Source organism: Methylobacterium thuringiense (assembly GCF_022179645.1).
GTDB classification, from domain to species: Bacteria; Pseudomonadota; Alphaproteobacteria; order Rhizobiales; family Beijerinckiaceae; genus Methylobacterium; species Methylobacterium thuringiense.
The window spans coordinates 421,386-437,872 of record NZ_BPRA01000001.1 but is presented as its reverse complement, the minus strand read 5'-3'; the positions used below and the strand labels follow the sequence as shown (position 1 = coordinate 437,872).

Below are 16,487 nucleotides of genomic sequence, written 5' to 3'. Positions count from 1 at the left end.
GCGGCGCGTGCTGCCATTCGAACAAGCGACCGGAGTCGACGAGAGTTCGACCTGTGACGCCATGAACCACAGTCCGCCCGGGCTGGGCTGATTCTTCGTGCGCCGCACGGTCAAGGCCGCGAGCGAGGATGCCTTTCCGCTGCCGGCCCCTGCATGACGATCAGGAAGACCGGCCCCAGCCCGATGCGGCCCAATTGCGCCGCGAACGCGCCTTTGACGGTGCGAGTGTGTCGGCGTTGCGCGTAAGATATTGAAGGATATGGAAGCACTTATGAGGCTGGAGAGCCTTGGCTGTCACCTTCGGAGGGCAACGCTCTATCCAGCTGAGCTACGGGTGCTGACCGTGTGCGTTGAGTAGCCCAAGCCGTCGGCGGGTGCAACGGCGTCGCGCGAAGCTCCTGCGGTACGCTGTCGTCGGGGCGTCGCATCCTGTTGATCGGGTGGCGGGACGCGCCGACGTTCGTGCGCGAGTCGGCGAGGACCTGCGAAATGACCCTGGACGCGGCAGCGGTGCTCACCTCCGCTGAGGATATCGCGGCGCGCGAGGCGCTGATCGCGAGCGCGGCAGCGCTCGCCGGTCGGGATCCGGAAGCCGGAGGCCTCGTGCGCGACCTGTTCGGGCGCGTGCCGGCCGAGGATCTCGTGCGCTACTCGGCCGAGGCGCTCGGTGCGCTGGCAGCCGCTGCCCACGAACATCTTGCCGCTCCTCGCCGGCCGGGCGCCGCGGCCGATGCGCGGCTCGTCGACGTGACGGTGGAGCGGGATGGCCGGGCGCGGGACCTCACCGTGCTCGAAGTCGTCAACGACAACCGCGCCTTCCTGCTCGATTCGACGCTGGCCGAGCTCAACGGCCAGGGATTCATGCCGCTGCTCGTGGCGCACCCGATCCTCGGGGTCGAGCGCGATGCCGGCGGCGCCCTCCTCCGGGTCGTCGGCGAGACGACGGCCGAGGCGCAGGGCGATGGGGCTCGCGAAAGCTTCATCCACATCCACCTCGATCGGCTCGACGATGCCGAGGCCCGAACGCGCCTCACCGCAGATCTCGACCGCGTCTACGCCGACGTGGCGGTGGTGACGGACGATCACGGCACCATGCTCGGCCTGCTCGACCGGCTGCTCGACGGATTTCGCGATGTGCAACCGCAGCTGCCCGAGGGCGAGGTGCGCGAGGCGGCCGCCTTTCTCGACTGGCTGCGCGACGGGCACTTCACGCCGCTCGGCATGCGCGCACATGTCCTCGACGGCGCAAGCGCGCCGGATTTCGCCGGCACCGCACTCGGCCTGCTGCGCGATCCGGAGGTGCAGGTCCTGCGCCTCGGGCGCAGCTTCGTCGATATGACGCCCGAGATTGCCGCCTTCCTCGACGAGCCGCAGGCGATCATCGTCACCAAGGCGAGCCGCCGCTCGCGGGTGCATCGGGCGGTCCATCTCGATTACATCGCGGTGAAGCTTTTCGCCGATCACGGCGAGCCTGTTGGTGAACTGCGCATCGTCGGCCTGTTTGCCGCCAGCGCCTACAGCAGCCCTGCCCGGACGATCCCCTATCTGCGCCGCAAGGTGGCGGAGGTCGCCGCCCGCGCCGGGCTCGATCCCACCAGCCATGCCGGCCGCACCCTGATCGACGTACTGGAGACCTATCCGCGCGACGACCTGTTCCAGATCGATGGAGAGCGGCTGCACCGCTTCGCCCTGGCGATCCTGAACCTCGCCGACCGGCCGCGTGTGCGCGTGCTGTCGCGGCCCGACCGGTTCGGGCGGTTCGTGTCGCTGCTCGTCTACGTGCCGAAGGACCGGTACGACGCCGGCGTGCGCGCCCGCATCGGCGCCTACCTCGCGGACAGCTTCGGCGGGCGGCTGTCGGCCTCCTATCCAGAATTTTCCGAGGGGCCGCTGGCGCGCATCCACGTCATCGTCGGCCTCGTCGAGAAGATTACGCAGGACCGAGAATCCGCGACCCTCGAAGAGGGCATCTCGGCCATCGTCCGGACCTGGGGCGACGGACTGCGCGAGGCCCTGGCGGAGGCGATGCCGGATCCCGGCGCCCGTTCGCTGGCCGGCCGCTACACCGAGGCCTTCTCCGTCGGCTACCGCGAAAACTTCGATCCGCGCGTCGCCGTCGCAGACGTCGCGGTGCTGGAGCGGCTCTCGGAGGCCGATCCCCGCGCGGCCGAACTCGGCCGGCGCGACACCGATCCGGCCTCCCAGGTCAGGTTGAAGGTGTTTTCGCGCGGAGCGGCGCTGCCGTTGTCCGACCGGGTGCCGGCGCTGGAACATCTCGGCTTCCGCGTGATCGACGAGCGCACCTATCGGGTGCTGCTGCCTGACGGGCAGATCCGGGTCTGGCTGCACGACATGCTGCTGGAGCGCGCCAGCGGCGCGGCGGTCGACCTCGAACGGCTGGAGAAGCCGCTGGAGGCCGCGCTGCTCGCCCTCTCGGAGCGCCGGGCGGAATCCGACGGCTACAATCGCCTCGTGCTCGAAGCGGGGCTCGATTGGCGCGAGGCCGCGCTGATGCGGGCGCTCGGGCACTACCTGCGCCAGCTCCGCATCCGCTACGGGCAGGACTATCTCGCCGCGACGCTGAGCCGGCACGCGGCCTTGTCCGCGAAGATCGTCGCGCTGTTCCGTGCCCGCTTCGACCCCGCCGTCGAAGGCGACCGCGAGGCGGCGCAAAGTACGATCCGCGAAGAGATCGAGGCGGGGCTGGCCGACGTCACCAGTCTCGACGACGACCGCATCCTGCGCCGGTTCGTCAACCTGATCGAGGCGGCCGTCCGCACCAACTTCTATCAGCGGACTGTTGCGGGCGGTCTGCGCGAGACGATTTCATTCAAGTTCGCCTGCGCCAAGGTCACGGCGATGCCGCTGCCGCGGCCGTTCTTCGAGATCTTCGTGTATTCGCCCCGCGTCGAGGGCGTGCATCTGCGCTTCGGCTACGTCGCCCGCGGCGGCCTGCGCTGGTCGGACCGGCCCGAGGACTTTCGGACGGAAATCCTCGGCCTGGTGAAGGCGCAGCAGGTCAAGAACGCGGTGATCGTGCCCGTCGGCGCCAAGGGCGGCTTCTTCCCGAAGCAGCTTCCGCCGGCCTCGGACCGTGCCGCCTGGCTCGTCGAGGGCACCGAGAGCTACCGCATCTTCATCCGCACGCTGCTCGAACTCACCGACAACATCGTCGAAGGCGGCATCGTGCCCCCGGCCGACACCGTGCGTCACGACGGCGACGACGCCTATCTCGTGGTGGCGGCCGACAAGAGCACCGCCACGTTCTCCGACATCGCCAACGCCCTGTCGCAGCAGCGCGGCCACTGGCTCGGCGACGCCTTCGCCTCGGGCGGCAGTCAGGGCTACGACCACAAGGTCATGGGCATCACCGCCCGTGGCGCCTGGGAGGCGGTGAAGCGCCACTTCCAGGAGATCGACGTCGACGTGCAACGCGACCCGGTGAGCGTCGTCGGCGTCGGCGACATGTCGGGTGACGTCTTCGGCAACGGCATGCTGCTCTCGACGAGCCTCAGACTCGTCGCCGCCTTCGATCACCGCGACATCTTCCTCGATCCGACCCCCGACGCCGCCCTGAGCCATGCCGAGCGCAAGCGCCTGTTCGCTCTGCCCCGCTCGTCCTGGGCGGATTACGACAAGTCTCTTATCTCGGCCGGCGGCGGCGTGTTTTCGCGATCCGCGAAAAGCATCGCGCTCTCGCCCGAGATCCGGGATGTCCTCGGCTTCGACAGGGTGGAAGCCGCCCCGGCCGAGGTGATCCAGGCGATCCTCAAGGCGCCCGTCGACCTCCTCTGGCTCGGCGGCATCGGTACCTATGTCCGCGCCGGGACCGAGACCGAGGAAGAGGCCGGCGACAAGGCCAACGATGCGGTGCGCATCGCCGGCACCATGCTGCGCGCCAAGGTGGTCGGCGAAGGCGCCAATCTCGGCCTGACCCAGCGCGGTCGCATCGAGGCGGCGCGGGCCGGCGTGCGGCTGAACACCGACGCCATCGACAACTCCGCCGGCGTCAACACCTCCGACGTCGAGGTGAACATCAAGATCGCGCTGATGACGCCCGAGCGCGACGGCCGCCTCGGGCCGGACGCACGCAATGCGTTGCTGGTCGCGATGACCGACGACGTCGCCGCGCTGGTGTTGCGCAACAATCAGCTCCAGACGCTCGCCCTTTCCCTGGCGCTGCGCAGGGGGGCCGGCGAGACCGGCTTCTCCATGCGGGTGATGCAGGCGCTGGAGGCTGACGGCCGGCTCGACCGGGCCGTGGAGTACTTGCCCGACGACGCCACGCTTAACGACCGCCTGCGCCGCGGCGAGGGTCTGACCCGGCCGGAATATGCGGTGCTGCTGGCCTACGCCAAGCTCGCGCTGCACGACGCGATCCTCGAGAGCGCGGTGCCCGACGACCCGTATTTCGACCGCGAACTGCAGCGCTACTTCCCCGCCGCGCTCAAGGCGCAGTTCCCCGACGCGGTGAGAGGCCACCGCCTGCGCCGCGAGATCGTCTCGACGGCGCTCGCCAACATCATCGTCAACCGCGGCGGCCCGGCCCTCGTCACCCGGCTGATCGACGAGACCGGCGCGGACGCCGCCACCATCGCCAAAGCCTACGCCGTCACCCGTGACGCCTTCGGACTGCTGGAGTTGAACCTCGCCATCGACCGGCTCTGCGGCGCCCTCCCCGGCCAGGACCAGCTCGGCCTCTACGCCGAGGTGCAGGATCTGCTCGCCAATCGCATCACCTGGTTCATCCGCAACCTCGATCTCTCGGGCGGCCTCTCGCCGATCGTCGCGCGCTACCGCGAGGGCGTCAGCGCCGTGCTGGAAGCCCTGCCCCGCGTGATCGATGCGGACGCCGCGCAGGAGATCGAGGCGAAGCGCGCCGACCTCGTCGCCCGCGGCATGGACGAGGAACCGGCGCGCCGGCTGGCCTCGCTCAAGGCGCTGATCTCGGCCCCCGACATCGTGCGGGTGGCCGAGACCGACGGCCATTCGGTGCCGGAGATCGCGGCCACGCATTTCGCCATCGAGCACGCCTTCCGCCTCGACGCCCTCGTCGCCGAGACCCGGCGGGTTCCTGTCGCCGACACCTTCGACCGTGTCGCCCTGGAGCGTGCCGTCGCCGGCATCTCCACAGCCCATCGCAGCCTGACGGCCGAGGTCATGGGCGGCATCGGCTCCGGCCCGGAGGCCCTGGACGCCTGGGTCGCCTCCCGTGGACCTGCGCTGACCCGGATCCGCGGCGCGATCGACGCCATCGCGTCGTCGGGCCTGACCGTGTCGAAGGCGGTGGTGGCCTCGAGCCTGCTCGCGGATCTCGCCCGCCGCCCGTGACGGTGGCTGCGCTACCGCACGATATCCGGGTCGGGATCCGGCTCGGGCGGGGGGCGGCGCGAACTGCGTGAGCCGGTCTCCGACTCGGCCTTCGGGGCGCGGGCCGGCGTTTTCGGCGGCGCGGTGGCACCGGCAGAGCCGGCAGGCCCGCGCGGCCCGGCAGGGCCGGCCTTGCCGGCGGGGCCTGCCGGCCCCGCAGGACCCGTGGAGCCCGGCCTGCCGGGCGGGCCGGGGGGGCCCGCCTCCCCGGCGGCCCCCGGTGGACCCGCCGGCCCTGCCGGCCCTTCGGGACCGACCGCTCCCGGCTCGCCTTTCTCGCCCGCCGGTCCTGCCGGACCGGCAAGCCCCGGCTCTCCCTTCTCGCCGGGCGCGCCATCGGCGCCCTTCATGCCATCGCTTCCGGGACGCCCATCCGCGCCCGGAGATCCGGCGGCGCCGGCATCGCCCCGCGCGCCCTGCGGTCCCGCCGGGCCGGCCTCCCCCGCCGGACCTGGTGTTCCCGGCTCTCCGGCAGGCCCCGGCGGACCCGCCTCCCCGCTCGGTCCTGGCATGCCGGGTGGCCCCGGTATGATCGAGGTGACCGTCGCGCCGATCGGCCCGGGCAGCCCCGGAGGGCCCTGCTGGCCGCATTCGGCGACGACGGCGCGGCGTTCCTGGCGCTCGGTGCGCAGGGTGACGATGCAGGTCGCGGGGTGATGGATGATCCGGAACTCGAACTGCCCCTTGCCGTCGGTGCGCCGCGCGAAACCGCCGTCGAGGGTGATCTCGATGTCGGGCTCGTCCGCCGACCCGAGCACCCAGAGTTCGCCTGCGGTGATCTTCGCAGCCTGGACCTGGATCTCGGCGCGTGCCGGCGTGCAGGCGAGCCCGATGGCCAGGAACAGACCCGAGGCGGCGGCCTTGAGCGATCGGTCGACCAGCATGGGGTTCTCGGTGGTTTTCGCGAAGGCCAGCTTGGCGCTTTCCCGCCGCGACCGGAAGCCACTTCGGGGCTCTGCGCACCGTTGCTTTCGGACCCCGTTCCGGGGCCGCAAGGTGGCGCGGATTTCATGCTCCCCGGCCTGATCACGGTATGCATCGTGCCGCATTCCAGGAAGCCTAGTCTTGCCCCATTGGGAACAGCGACATTCGCCCGGAGGTGTCGCGGAGTACGACGGTCGATGGCGTGGACTTTGTGCCCGCGATCGTGTTCCTGTTCTGCAACATGTAGTTGTTGCTACGTCTAGCCGGCCCGCGGCGCGTCCTTCGACAGACCGAGTTCCCGCTGTAGGGCGAATCCTGCTCGACGGAATGGTCCGACATCGTCCCGATCTGCTTCATGCGAGGCGGATCGACTGAAAAACCGCCAAAAACCGTCATGGCGAGGACTCGCGTTTTTCAGTGGGATGCGCGATCTTGTCACGTCCTCATCGATTACGTACGTAATATGATCGTGGGTACAATTCCCACATGAGCTCGAGCCAGTGCCGCGCTACTTCATCGACCTTCACACCGGAACCGAGCATGTGCGCGATACAGAGGGGTTCGACCTGCCCGATATCGACGCCGTGCGGCACAAGCTCCTGCGCATCATGACGACGATCGTCCGGGACCTTTCCGCCGATCTCGACCGCGAGGACTTCGTGGCCGCGGTGCGTGACGAGGCCGGCGCCTTCGTCATGCGCTCGCGCCTGACCCTGACGATGGAAGATGCCGAGTAGCGTCGTCGCGGCTCGCTGCGAGGTACCGCGCCTATTCGGCCTGCGTCCACGGCACGACGAGGGCCGCCACGATGATCGCGATCGCGGCAAAGCCCCAGGGGCCGGTCGTCGGAAGGCTTCCGATGATCGCGACCAACACCATCAGGAGCAGCACGGCGACGACAGGATACATGACGACAGAATCCTGGGCCGTTCTCGCCGGCCCGCTCCCGTTTGTCTCGAAACACTCGAGGCAGTCCGGCGGCGATACCGGCGGTTTGCGTCGAGTCCGTGGCGACGACAGCTGTCGGGGCCTACGGCCGCCCGCCATCACCCCATATCGACGCGACCGTTGCTTTGGGGGAACAGCCTTACCCCGTTGCGCATTTCGCCGGCATGGGCCACGGCAAACGCCGACGGGCGAGCGCGGGCGGGGAGGACGATGAAGCGACTTGAAGAGCTCAAGAGCGACGAGGCGTTTCGTCAATCGGTCATGGCGGTGAAGGGCGCGGCCAGCACCTTGAGCGGCCGGGCCATGACCCAGGCCGAGGCCGAATTCCTGGTGAGCATGGCGCTGGCCACCTTCGCCAATGCCGGCGGCCTCACCGAACAGAGCCTGAGCAAGCTCGCCCGCTTCGCCGGCAGGATCGGCCCGAACGAGAGCGTCGAAAGCCTCGTCAAGCACTGATGCCAGCGGCCTTGGACCGAGATCGGTCGAAGGCATCCGCCGCACGAGCAGCAGTGCGCGTTCGCGCGTGCCAACGGGTGAGTGCAGGATACTCGAAGCCAACCGGCCGTAGGTATGGGTCTGATACCGTTTTCGTTCGATCGGATCGGTATGCGGCAGGGCCCTCCCCCCCCCTTTGGGGGAGGTGGCCGTGAAGCGGACGGAGGGGGCGCGGTATTGCCGGCATAGGTCCGGTGCTGCCCACTCCACCGCGCTGCGCGCGGTCCCCCTCGTCCAGGGGGCGAGGACAGGGACGGCAACCGCTTCAATCAACCAGAAACGGTATGACCGACCCTCAACGGTCGACGGACCCTTGCCGATGGACAGGCGGACCGCCGGGGGCCGCCTCAATGCCGATCGCTGCCCGTCCCGTTCTTTGGCGTCGTCTTGCCGTACCGCGCGTTGTACGCGTCGAGCCGCTTCAGCCGATCCGCGTTTTGCCTTCCGAGCCTGTCGCTCGTGTCCGAGAGGCTGCCGCACAGCGCGGCATAGGCCTTCTTGATTGCCTGAAACGGATTCATGATGCTCTCGTGCCGTGAAGGCGCGACAGGGCCTCGGTCATGGGCCGAGCGTCAACCGCGTCGCGATGCGGCATCGTTACGATGAGCGGTCCGGCGCGTCTCTCGCGACGTCTTCAGGCCGCACACCTTTGCGCGCCGACGAGCAGTGGACCTACGTCGCGATCGGCCTCGGCCTGCCCTCGTCGTCTATGGAGACGAAGATGAAGGTGGCCGCGGTGACCTTTTCGCGGACCTGCGTGCGGAAGCGGCGGGCCCAGGCCTCGACCGCGATGGTCATGGAGGTGCGGCCGACGCGGCTGATCTGCGTGTAGACGCAGAGCACGTCGCCGACACGCACGGGGCGGATGAAGGTCATCGCGTCGACGGCGACCGTGACGACTCGGCCCTGGGCCCGGTCGACCCCGGCAATGCCGCCGGCCTGGTCCATCTGCGACATGACCCAGCCGCCGAAGATGTCGCCGTTGGCGTTCGTGTCGGCGGGCATGGCGATGGTCCGCACGGTCAGCTCGCCTTTCGGTTCGGCCTCCGCAACCGCCTCATCCATCTGAGCTTTCCCCCGATTCGCGATTGCGGACGACTATGCGCCGCGCGCTCGGTGGGGTCCAGTTCGAAGGCGGTCGTGCGCTCTTAGAAGAAGCGCTCCTTGATGACGATGGTGTCGCCGGGCCGCACGGCGTAGCTCATCGGCACGATGCCGTTGACGAGACCGCCCTGGCCCTCGCGCGTCAGCACCGCGTAGTCGCGCGCCGCCCGAGGCCCGAAGCCGGCGGCGATGGCCACGGCCGTCTCGACGGTCATGCCGTTGACGTACTGGTACTGGCCCGAGGTCGTGACCTCGCCGAGGATGTAGAACGGCCGGTAGGCGTCGATCTCCACCGTGACGTGCGGCTCGCGCAGGAATCCGTTGGAGAGCTTGCTTTCGATGGCCTTCGCCGCCTGCGCCGTGGTCTGCCCGCCCACCTGAATGGTGCCGATCAGCGGCATGGCCACGCGGCCCGCCCCGTCCACGGCGTAGATGTTCGAGAGGTTGTCCTGGCCGAACACGATGATGCGCAGCTTGTCGCCCGCCGACAACGTGTAGCGCGCCGCGATCGAGCCGGTGCCGGTGGCATCGAGCTCGTTCGTGCGGAAGTTCGGACGCAGGCAGCCCCCGAGCGCCAACGTCGACGAGAGTGCCAGGATGAGAGCACGCCGGTTCATGAAACACGCCGTCGTAATGAAGTGACCGACCTCGCTGTACGTCGATATGGTTAAGGAAAGCTGACGTCCTGCATCCGCACACAAGCGCGGAACCGTACTTTAACCGTCAATAAACCATGGCCGGTCTTACTGGTGGAGAAGGCCCATCAGCCTGCCGAAGTCTTGCTTCGCGTAAAGACGATTGCCATGCCTCGCCGCACCTCGACCATCGACCCCTCGCCGCAGCTGTCGTACCCGCCATCTGCGCGGGACGGGCTGACGCTGTCGCAGGTGTTTCCGCTTCTCCGGCGGGCGTGGGCCTGGATCCTGATTCCGACGCTGCTGGTCGCGGTCGGCGCCGGCGTGTTCGTGCAGGTGGTCGCGCCCCGCTACACGGCCGAGGCCAAGATCCTTCTCGAGAGCCGCGACCCGTCCTTCGCCCGCACCACGACCGAGCGCGGCGAGCCGGCGCAGCCGATCGACGAGCAGGCGGTGGCGAGCCAGGTCCAGGTCGTGATGTCCCGCGACCTCGCCCGCGAGGCGGTCCGCCGGCTGAACCTCGTCGGCAATCCCGAATTCGATACGACGGTCGGCGAGGCCGGCCTGGTCCGCAGCCTCCTGATGATGGCCGGCCTCGGCAGGTCCAGCCTCGACGCCAAGCCCGAGGACCGCGTCCTCGAGACCTATTTCGAGCGGCTGTTGGTCTATCCAGCCGGCAAGTCGCGCATCCTGCAGGTCGAGTTCCGAGCGGGCGATCCCGAACTCGCCGCCAAGGCTGCCAACACGATCTCCGAACTCTACATCGCCTCGCTGGAAGCCGCGAAGGTCGACACGGCCCGCTACGCCTCGACCTGGCTCGGCACCAACATCGACGGTCTGCGCGCCCGCGTCGCCGAGGCCGAGGCGAAGGTCGACGCCTACCGCGTCAAGCACGGACTGATCGGGTCCGGCGCCGCCGGCTCCTCCCTGGGCGGCCAGCAGCTCGGCGAGCTGTCGAGCCAGCTCAGTCAGGCCCGCACCGTCAAGGCCGACCTGTCCGGCCGGGTGAAGATCCTCAAGGAGATGATCAAGGAGGGCCGCGCCTTCGAGATCCCCGACGTCGCCAACAACGACCTGATCCGCCGCACGGTCGAGAGCCGCATGACTCTGCGTGCGCAGCTCGCGCTGGAGCTGCGCACGCTGCTGCCGGCACATCCGCGGATCAAGGAGCTGACGGCGCAGGTCGACGACCTCGACAAGCAGATCAAGGCTGCCGCCGAGCGCATCGTGCGCACCCTGGAGAACGACGCCAAGATCGCCAGCGCCCGCGTCGACAGCCTGCAGGCGACGGTCCAGGGCCAGAGCGACGTGGTCGCCAAGGACAATTCCAGCGAGATCCAGCTCCGCGCCATGGAACGCGAGGCCAAGGTCCAGCGCGAGCAGCTCGAATCCTATCTCTCGCGCTACCGCGAGGCCTCGGCGCGCGATGCCGAGAGCGCCACGCCCGCCGACGCGCGCATCGTCTCGCGGGCCATGGTGCCCGAGCTTCCCTCCTTCCCGAAGAAGGTCCCGGTCGTCGGGTTCAGTACGGCGCTGGCCTTCATGTTGTCCGTCGCCGCAATCCTCGGCCGCCATCTGCTGGCGACGCCGGAGCCGCTCGACCGCCGCGACGGCGCCGACCGGTCCGAGCCTGTACCCTCCGCGCGCATGGAGCCCCTGGCCGAGCGCATCGACTATCCGGAGCCGCTGCCGCCCGAGCAGCCGCCGCTGCGCGAGCCGCCCCACTTCGCGCCGGCTCATTTCGCGCCGGCCTATGCCGGCTTCGAGACGATGGTCACCGCGAATGCGACCCTGCCGCGGCTCGTTGCCGACAGCGGTAGCTCCCGCATGCCCGCCACGGCCGACGCCACGCCGAAGGCGGAACCCGGCCCCCTTGCTCACGAGGACGACCGCTTCGCGCTCCAGGCCCTGATCGACCGGCTCGGGACGGTGGCCGGCCAGGGCGGACGCTGCGTGCTCGTGGTCGAGACGACGGACCATGCCGCCGGGACCGACGGTCTCGCCGCCGGCCTCGTCCGCGTGCTCGCCGCCCAGGCGCCGACGCTCAGAGTCGACGTGAGCGGCAAGGCCACCGACCGCGGCGCTCCCGGCCTGACCGATCTCGTCGCTGGCGAGGCCGCGTTCCTCGACGTGATCCATCCGGTCGCCGGCTCGCGCCACCACGTCATCGGTGCGGGCCTCGCCGACCGCGCCGTCCTGCTCGACGAGCCGCATGGCCTCGCGATCGGCCTCAACGCCATGGCGCAGGCCTATGACTGGGTGATCTGCCGCCTCGCGATCACGGGCGAGCCGTCCGACGACCTGCTCACGGCGCTGTCGGCCTGCATGGATTCGGTGGTCATCGCCTCCGATGCCGAGCCGGACGATTCCGGGCTCGTTGCGCTCTACGCCCTCGCCACCGAGGCCGGCGCCGGTCAGGTGCTCGTCGCCCGCGATCCGGCGGCGGAGCCGGAGATGCAGCTTCGCCTCTCGGCCTGAACGATCAGGCCCGCCGCATCGCGCGCAGGCGGGTCGCCGCCCGCCACAGCCGCGGCGAGCGCTTGATCCGGCGCTTCAGGCCCGAGGCCGCATTCGCCGCGAGGGTGAAGAGGTGCCCGCGCAGGGTCACCGGGATCAGCACCTCCACGAGTTCGATCGTCTCGTCGCAGATGCTGGCCTTGTAGCGTGCCTCGCCCACGCCGAGGTCGAAGGCCCGGCGGCCGGCGCCGGTCTGCTGGCCGACCAGGTGATGCAGCAGCAGGTCGCCGGGGCTGAAGCGGCCGATCTCGGGATCGGAGTCGAACGAAGTCCACATCCCGCTGAAGCGGTCGCCGTTCACCGCGCCGCCGAAGGTCGCGAGAATCCGGCCGGTCTTCGTCGCGCTCAGGGCGTGAAGTTCGATGGCCGGACGGGCGTCGCCGCCGGCCGTGGCTTTAAGGCTCGTAGCATCGGCAATGAAGCGCCGCACGCCTTCGTCCGCGTAGGGGTCCGCGATGCCCATCGTGGCGAAGCGGGTGCGTTTCTGCGCGTGGAACGCCTTGAGAATCGCCGCGATGGAATCGGGCGTCGTGGCGGTGCCGTAAGCGACCGGCCCATGCGCTTCGACGAGCTTGCGCTCCTTGGCGCGCAGCTTCTTGCGGGCGTCGGCGCTGAAGGCGCGCTTCACGGTCGCCTCCGGGTCCGGGCCGAGCATCAGGCCGTAGGCGTCGCTGGCGCAGGGCCTGCCCCCGGCGCCGAGCGGGTTGGCGATGCCGTCCCAGAAGCGGGGCTGGTGATCGAGCGCGTAGGCGTCGATGCCCGCCGCGCGTCCGGCGCGCACGAGCGCGGCCTCAAGTTCCTCGGCCGACAGCCCCGCCGCCTGGCGCGAGGCGTAGAGCGGCATGTGGTAGTTCGCGTGCTTGGCCCCGATCACGCGGGCGACCGCGAGCCCGCGCATCCGCGAGACCTGCAGCGGCAGCAGCGCCAGCGGCCGGCCGGCCGCATCGCGCAGCACCATGATCCGCAGGGACTCCGCCGCCTGCGTCCCGGCGACGTAGGCCGCGACCCAGTCGAAGCGCTGATAGGGCGTCGCCACCGCGTCCGGCGCGGTTTCCAGGCCGCGCCAGAGGGTTTCGGCGCTCGCGAGATCGCGAAACACCTCGACCTTCAGCTGTCCGCGCATGCGGTCACGGATCATGTCCGCACCCGTGAGATCCTGTGCGAGACTCGCCATCGACCCGCCTCGAACCGCCGGCCAGACGCCGCTCCCGTTCGGATCGGGAATAGCCTGCGAGACCTGAACCGCCGATTGAGGAGACCCGGCCCGTGCTTCGCCGCCGCTGACGATCTCGGCGGATGGGTAACGAAAGCTTTTTCCCTCGGCCGCTATCCTCGCCTTCGGACGCATCCGTCTGCGGGGCTCATCGATGCTGTCGTCGTGCAACCGCCATCGGCTGTTCAGGGCGGCCTTCTCCGCCGTCGCCCTGACCGGGGCCGACCGTTGGCTCGCGCCGGCCGCCCGCGGCCGCGGCCTCATCCTGACCTTCCACCACGTCCGCCCGGAGCCGCCGGCGGCCTATGCGCCGAACGGGCTGCTCGCGATCACGCCGGACTTCCTCGACCGGACGCTCACGCTGCTGAAGGCGCGCGGCTTCGACCTGATCGGCCTCGACGCCGTGCCGGACCGTCTGAGCGCCCGCGATGCTAGGGCGCCGTTCGCCGTCCTGACCTTCGACGACGGCTATCGCGACAACGTCGAGTTCGCAGCGCCCGTGCTCGCCCGCCACCGCGCACCCTGGACGCTGTTCGTCACCAGCGATTTCGCGGAGGGACGCGGACGCCTGTGGTGGATCGAGCTGGAACGCGCCGTCGCGCGGCTCGACCGCGTGCGGCTGACGGCCGGCGACACGGGCGCAATCGCCCTCGACCTGCCGGCGCGGGACGCGGAGGAGAAGTCGGCGGCGTTCGAGGCCGTCTACCGCATCCTGCGTGCGGGGCCGGAGGCGCGGCTGCTCTCGGTGATCGCCGGGCTATGCACCGAAGCCGGATTCGCACCGGGCCGGATCGCCGAGGAGCTCTGCCTGTCCTGGCACGCGCTGCGCGCCCTCGCCGCCGACCCGGCGGTGACGATCGGCGCGCATACGCTGAGCCACCCGATGCTCGCGAAGCACGAACTGGACGTCGCCCGGCTTGAGATCGCCGGAAGCCGCACGCGGATCGCCACGGAACTCGGCCGCGAGATCCGCCACCTCTCCTATCCCGTCGGCGATCCGGCCTCCGCCGGCCGGCGCGAATTCGCCATCGCCGAAGGCCTCGGCTTCGCGACCGCCGTGACGACGCGGCCGGGCCATCTTTTCGCCGGGCATGCGGGGCATCTGCAGGCGCTGCCGCGGGTCTCGGTGAACGGCCTACACCAGACCGAAGCCGCGCTCGCGAGCCTGATCTCCGGCGTGCCGTTCCTGGCCTGGAACCGCGGCCGCCGCCTCAACGTCGCCTGACGTGGCTCTAGCGACGGCGGCGATGCCGCCGGCTGTGGCTCGATCCGCCCACGTCGAAGCTCGCGCTCTGGCGTCCGCCGGACCTCACGTAGCGGCCGCGCCGGCCGCGGCGCGGGCTCTCGTCGATCACGGGCTCCTCCAGCGCCGGCATGCCTGCGATGGCCGACGGCGTGGGCGGCGGCACGATCACGGGACTGCCGCCGCCGCCGGATCCATCGCCGCCGGCGACGTTCTTGGCCGCCGGGCCGAACATCGCGAGGCACTGGTTATAGGCGAGATCGTTCTTCAGCCGTTCGCATTCCCCGACCGAGCGGGGCGTGCCCTGGGCACAGGCGGCGGAAGCCAGCAGCGACAGAAGGCCGGCGGCGCTGAGAACGCGGATCGTCGATGTGGGCAGGCGTGGCATCGGGCGCAGTCGGCTCCGCGGCGTTGCGAGCGAGGATCGCGGCCTTCTGCGGGGGGAGTGCGGCGAAAAAAGGAGGATCAGGCAGGATCGTCCGGGCGCTCCATCCAGCGGATCAGCGGCATCAGCGGGAAGATCCAGGCGATGCCGAGGATCGAGTAGAGCAGCGTCTGCACCAGGGCCGGCGTCTCGGCGATGCGACTGTCGGCGAGCGCCATCGCCAGCGGCGCGTAGACGATCACGAAGGCCAGGATCGCGAAGGTCCCGACCAGGGAGCGGGTACGGCGGCGCATGAGGGTGTCCGAAGGCGAGGTCTCGAAGGCTCGATGTGGAGGCCACGCGTAAGCCGCCCATCCCCGGCTTGCAACGGACGCGATGTCCCTGCGGCGGCGACCGGCGTTGCCCGGTGGCCCCCGCCCGGCCTAAAGCACCGCGATGCGCCGGATCCTCCGGTGCGCCTCGATCCGAACGCCGCCGCCGAGCCCGCATGCCGTCCTCCCCTGCCCTGCCCGCCGGGACGCTTCCTCCGAAGGCCGCGGTTCGCCCGTACCGCCGCGCGGTACGGATCTGGCTCTACCTGCTGGCTTTCCTCGTCGTGGTGATGGTGGCGCTGGGTGGTGCGACCCGGCTGACGGGCTCGGGCCTGTCGATCACCGAATGGCGGCCGGTCACCGGCGCGGTCCCTCCGCTCTCGGCCGCCGACTGGGCGATGGAGTTCGAAAAATACCGCGGCACGCCGCAATACCGCATCCTCAACGAGGGCATGGGGATCGACTCCTTCAAGACGCTCTATTGGTGGGAATGGGGACACCGGCTGCTCGGACGGCTGCTCGGGCTCGCGTTCTTCCTGCCGCTGATCGTGTTCTGGGCGCGCGGCGCCCTCGACCGGCGCCTCGGTCTCGGCCTCGTGGCGCTCGGCGTCGTCGGCGCGTTCCAGGGGGCGATCGGCTGGATCATGGTCGCCTCGGGGCTGCAGCCCGGCATGACGGCGGTGGCGCCGCTGAAGCTCGCCCTGCACCTGACCACCGCGAGCGTGATCCTCGCCGGCCTGGTCTGGCTCGCGGCGGGCACCCGCGAGGGCGCGCTGACCCCCGCCCCGGCCCGCATCCGTGCGGGTGCCGTCGTCGTCATGCTGCTGGTACTCGTCCAGATCGGGCTCGGCGGTCTCGTCGCCGGCTCCCATGCGGGGCTCGCCTACAACACCTGGCCGACGATGAACGGCGATCTCGTGCCGCCGTTCGACGGCCTGTTCGCGGCGACGCCCTGGATCGAGAACTTCGTCGACAACGTCACGCTGGTGCAGTTCAACCATAGGCTCGTCGCGTATTGCTTGGTTCTCGTGGCGCTGCTCCATGCGCTCGACGCAAGGTTGAGCGATCCGGGGAGCGGCGCGGCGCGGCGCGCCACCGGCGTGGCCGTGCTGACGCTCGGCCAGATGGGGCTCGGCATCGCCACGCTGCTGCTGGCCGTCCCGCTCTGGGCGGCGCTGGCGCATCAGGTCTTCGCGATGGCGGTGCTGACCATGGCAACCGCCCATGCCCGGCTCAGCCGTGGCTCGGCCGGGGCGGCTACGACGATCCAGGCCCCGACGGTGCCGTTCGGCTTCGAGCAGCTGGCCGGCCGCGGTGCCTGAGGCGCGGCCGCCGGATCGGC

General features: G+C 70.2%; 14 protein-coding genes. 6 read left to right on the top strand and 8 right to left on the bottom strand.

The features are described from left to right. The first annotated feature begins 489 nt into the window (after positions 1–489). Positions 490–5,331, top strand: coding sequence for an NAD-glutamate dehydrogenase (locus MFF07_RS01895; RefSeq protein WP_238230486.1), 4,842 nt, complete (start codon positions 490–492; stop codon positions 5,329–5,331). An 11-nt stretch (positions 5,332–5,342) separates the two neighbouring features. On the opposite strand, the gene MFF07_RS01890 is transcribed toward MFF07_RS01895, so the two are convergent. After that, positions 5,343–6,254 (bottom strand): collagen-like domain-containing protein, encoded by a 912-nt coding sequence (locus tag MFF07_RS01890; protein ID WP_238230483.1) that lies wholly within the window; start codon positions 6,252–6,254, stop codon positions 5,343–5,345. A 540-nt stretch (positions 6,255–6,794) separates the two neighbouring features. On the opposite strand from MFF07_RS01890, the gene MFF07_RS01885 reads away from it, so the two are divergent. Next, positions 6,795–7,031: a DUF6894 family protein gene (locus MFF07_RS01885; protein WP_147817972.1), complete on the top strand. Its 237-nt coding sequence runs from the start codon at positions 6,795–6,797 to the stop codon at positions 7,029–7,031. A gap of 31 nt (positions 7,032–7,062) precedes the next feature. Here the strand turns inward: MFF07_RS01885 and MFF07_RS01880 are convergent, their stop codons facing one another. After that, positions 7,063–7,203 carry a hypothetical protein gene (locus tag MFF07_RS01880; protein ID WP_187272577.1) on the bottom strand — a complete coding sequence of 47 codons (141 nt, stop codon included), beginning with the start codon at positions 7,201–7,203 and terminating at the stop codon, positions 7,063–7,065. 249 nt (positions 7,204–7,452) lie between these two features. Between MFF07_RS01880 and MFF07_RS01875 the strand changes: the two genes are divergently transcribed. Continuing rightward, entirely contained in the window at positions 7,453–7,698 is a 246-nt protein-coding gene (locus MFF07_RS01875; protein WP_147817973.1) for a hypothetical protein, read from the top strand. A gap of 386 nt (positions 7,699–8,084) precedes the next feature. On the opposite strand, the gene MFF07_RS01870 is transcribed toward MFF07_RS01875, so the two are convergent. The 3 genes from MFF07_RS01870 to MFF07_RS01860 all read right to left on the bottom strand — a co-directional run bounded on the left by MFF07_RS01870 (position 8,085) and on the right by MFF07_RS01860 (position 9,458). Next, positions 8,085–8,258, bottom strand: coding sequence for a hypothetical protein (locus MFF07_RS01870; protein WP_238230481.1), 174 nt, complete (start codon positions 8,256–8,258; stop codon positions 8,085–8,087). 151 nt (positions 8,259–8,409) lie between these two features. Beyond that, positions 8,410–8,802, bottom strand: a complete 393-nt coding sequence (locus MFF07_RS01865) for an acyl-CoA thioesterase (RefSeq protein WP_147817974.1) — start codon at positions 8,800–8,802, stop codon at positions 8,410–8,412. A gap of 83 nt (positions 8,803–8,885) precedes the next feature. Then, positions 8,886–9,458: a polysaccharide biosynthesis/export family protein gene (locus MFF07_RS01860; RefSeq protein WP_147817975.1), complete on the bottom strand. Its 573-nt coding sequence runs from the start codon at positions 9,456–9,458 to the stop codon at positions 8,886–8,888. A 186-nt stretch (positions 9,459–9,644) separates the two neighbouring features. Here MFF07_RS01860 and MFF07_RS01855 point away from each other — a divergent pair, with 186 nt between their 5' ends. Continuing rightward, on the top strand, positions 9,645–11,954 hold the full coding sequence (locus MFF07_RS01855; protein WP_147817976.1) for a GumC family protein: 2,310 nt from the start codon (positions 9,645–9,647) through the stop codon (positions 11,952–11,954). A 4-nt stretch (positions 11,955–11,958) separates the two neighbouring features. Here the strand turns inward: MFF07_RS01855 and MFF07_RS01850 are convergent, their stop codons facing one another. After that, positions 11,959–13,167: a GNAT family N-acetyltransferase gene (locus MFF07_RS01850; protein ID WP_147817977.1), complete on the bottom strand. Its 1,209-nt coding sequence runs from the start codon at positions 13,165–13,167 to the stop codon at positions 11,959–11,961. Positions 13,168–13,360: 193 nt separating this feature from the next. Between MFF07_RS01850 and MFF07_RS01845 the strand changes: the two genes are divergently transcribed. Next, entirely contained in the window at positions 13,361–14,431 is a 1,071-nt protein-coding gene (locus tag MFF07_RS01845) for a polysaccharide deacetylase family protein (protein ID WP_147817978.1), read from the top strand. Positions 14,432–14,438: 7 nt separating this feature from the next. On the opposite strand, the gene MFF07_RS01840 is transcribed toward MFF07_RS01845, so the two are convergent. Next, a complete protein-coding gene (locus MFF07_RS01840; protein WP_147817979.1) occupies positions 14,439–14,837 on the bottom strand; it encodes a hypothetical protein in 399 nt (132 codons plus the stop codon). 77 nt (positions 14,838–14,914) lie between these two features. After that, the gene (locus MFF07_RS01835; RefSeq protein ID WP_147817980.1) at positions 14,915–15,127 is read right to left on the bottom strand and encodes a DUF2842 domain-containing protein; all 213 of its coding nucleotides are present in this window, start codon (positions 15,125–15,127) and stop codon (positions 14,915–14,917) included. A 194-nt stretch (positions 15,128–15,321) separates the two neighbouring features. Between MFF07_RS01835 and MFF07_RS01830 the strand changes: the two genes are divergently transcribed. After that, entirely contained in the window at positions 15,322–16,467 is a 1,146-nt protein-coding gene (locus MFF07_RS01830) for a COX15/CtaA family protein (protein WP_147817981.1), read from the top strand. Positions 16,468–16,487 lie beyond the last annotated feature (20 nt).

Excerpts from the sequence above, each read along its gene's own strand:
- MFF07_RS01895 (WP_238230486.1), top strand. The coding sequence starts at position 490 with ATGACCCTGGACGCGGCAGCGGTGCTCACCTCCGCTGAGGATATCGCG.
- MFF07_RS01890 (WP_238230483.1), bottom strand. The coding sequence starts at position 6,254 with ATGCTGGTCGACCGATCGCTCAAGGCCGCCGCCTCGGGTCTGTTCCTG.
- MFF07_RS01880 (WP_187272577.1), bottom strand. The coding sequence starts at position 7,203 with ATGTATCCTGTCGTCGCCGTGCTGCTCCTGATGGTGTTGGTCGCGATC.
- MFF07_RS01875 (WP_147817973.1), top strand. The coding sequence starts at position 7,453 with ATGAAGCGACTTGAAGAGCTCAAGAGCGACGAGGCGTTTCGTCAATCG.
- MFF07_RS01870 (WP_238230481.1), bottom strand. The coding sequence starts at position 8,258 with ATGAATCCGTTTCAGGCAATCAAGAAGGCCTATGCCGCGCTGTGCGGC.
- MFF07_RS01865 (WP_147817974.1), bottom strand. The coding sequence starts at position 8,802 with ATGGATGAGGCGGTTGCGGAGGCCGAACCGAAAGGCGAGCTGACCGTG.
- MFF07_RS01860 (WP_147817975.1), bottom strand. The coding sequence starts at position 9,458 with ATGAACCGGCGTGCTCTCATCCTGGCACTCTCGTCGACGTTGGCGCTC.
- MFF07_RS01855 (WP_147817976.1), top strand. The coding sequence starts at position 9,645 with ATGCCTCGCCGCACCTCGACCATCGACCCCTCGCCGCAGCTGTCGTAC.
- MFF07_RS01850 (WP_147817977.1), bottom strand. The coding sequence starts at position 13,167 with ATGGCGAGTCTCGCACAGGATCTCACGGGTGCGGACATGATCCGTGAC.
- MFF07_RS01845 (WP_147817978.1), top strand. The coding sequence starts at position 13,361 with ATGCTGTCGTCGTGCAACCGCCATCGGCTGTTCAGGGCGGCCTTCTCC.
- MFF07_RS01840 (WP_147817979.1), bottom strand. The coding sequence starts at position 14,837 with ATGCCACGCCTGCCCACATCGACGATCCGCGTTCTCAGCGCCGCCGGC.
- MFF07_RS01835 (WP_147817980.1), bottom strand. The coding sequence starts at position 15,127 with ATGCGCCGCCGTACCCGCTCCCTGGTCGGGACCTTCGCGATCCTGGCC.
- MFF07_RS01830 (WP_147817981.1), top strand. The coding sequence starts at position 15,322 with ATGCCGTCCTCCCCTGCCCTGCCCGCCGGGACGCTTCCTCCGAAGGCC.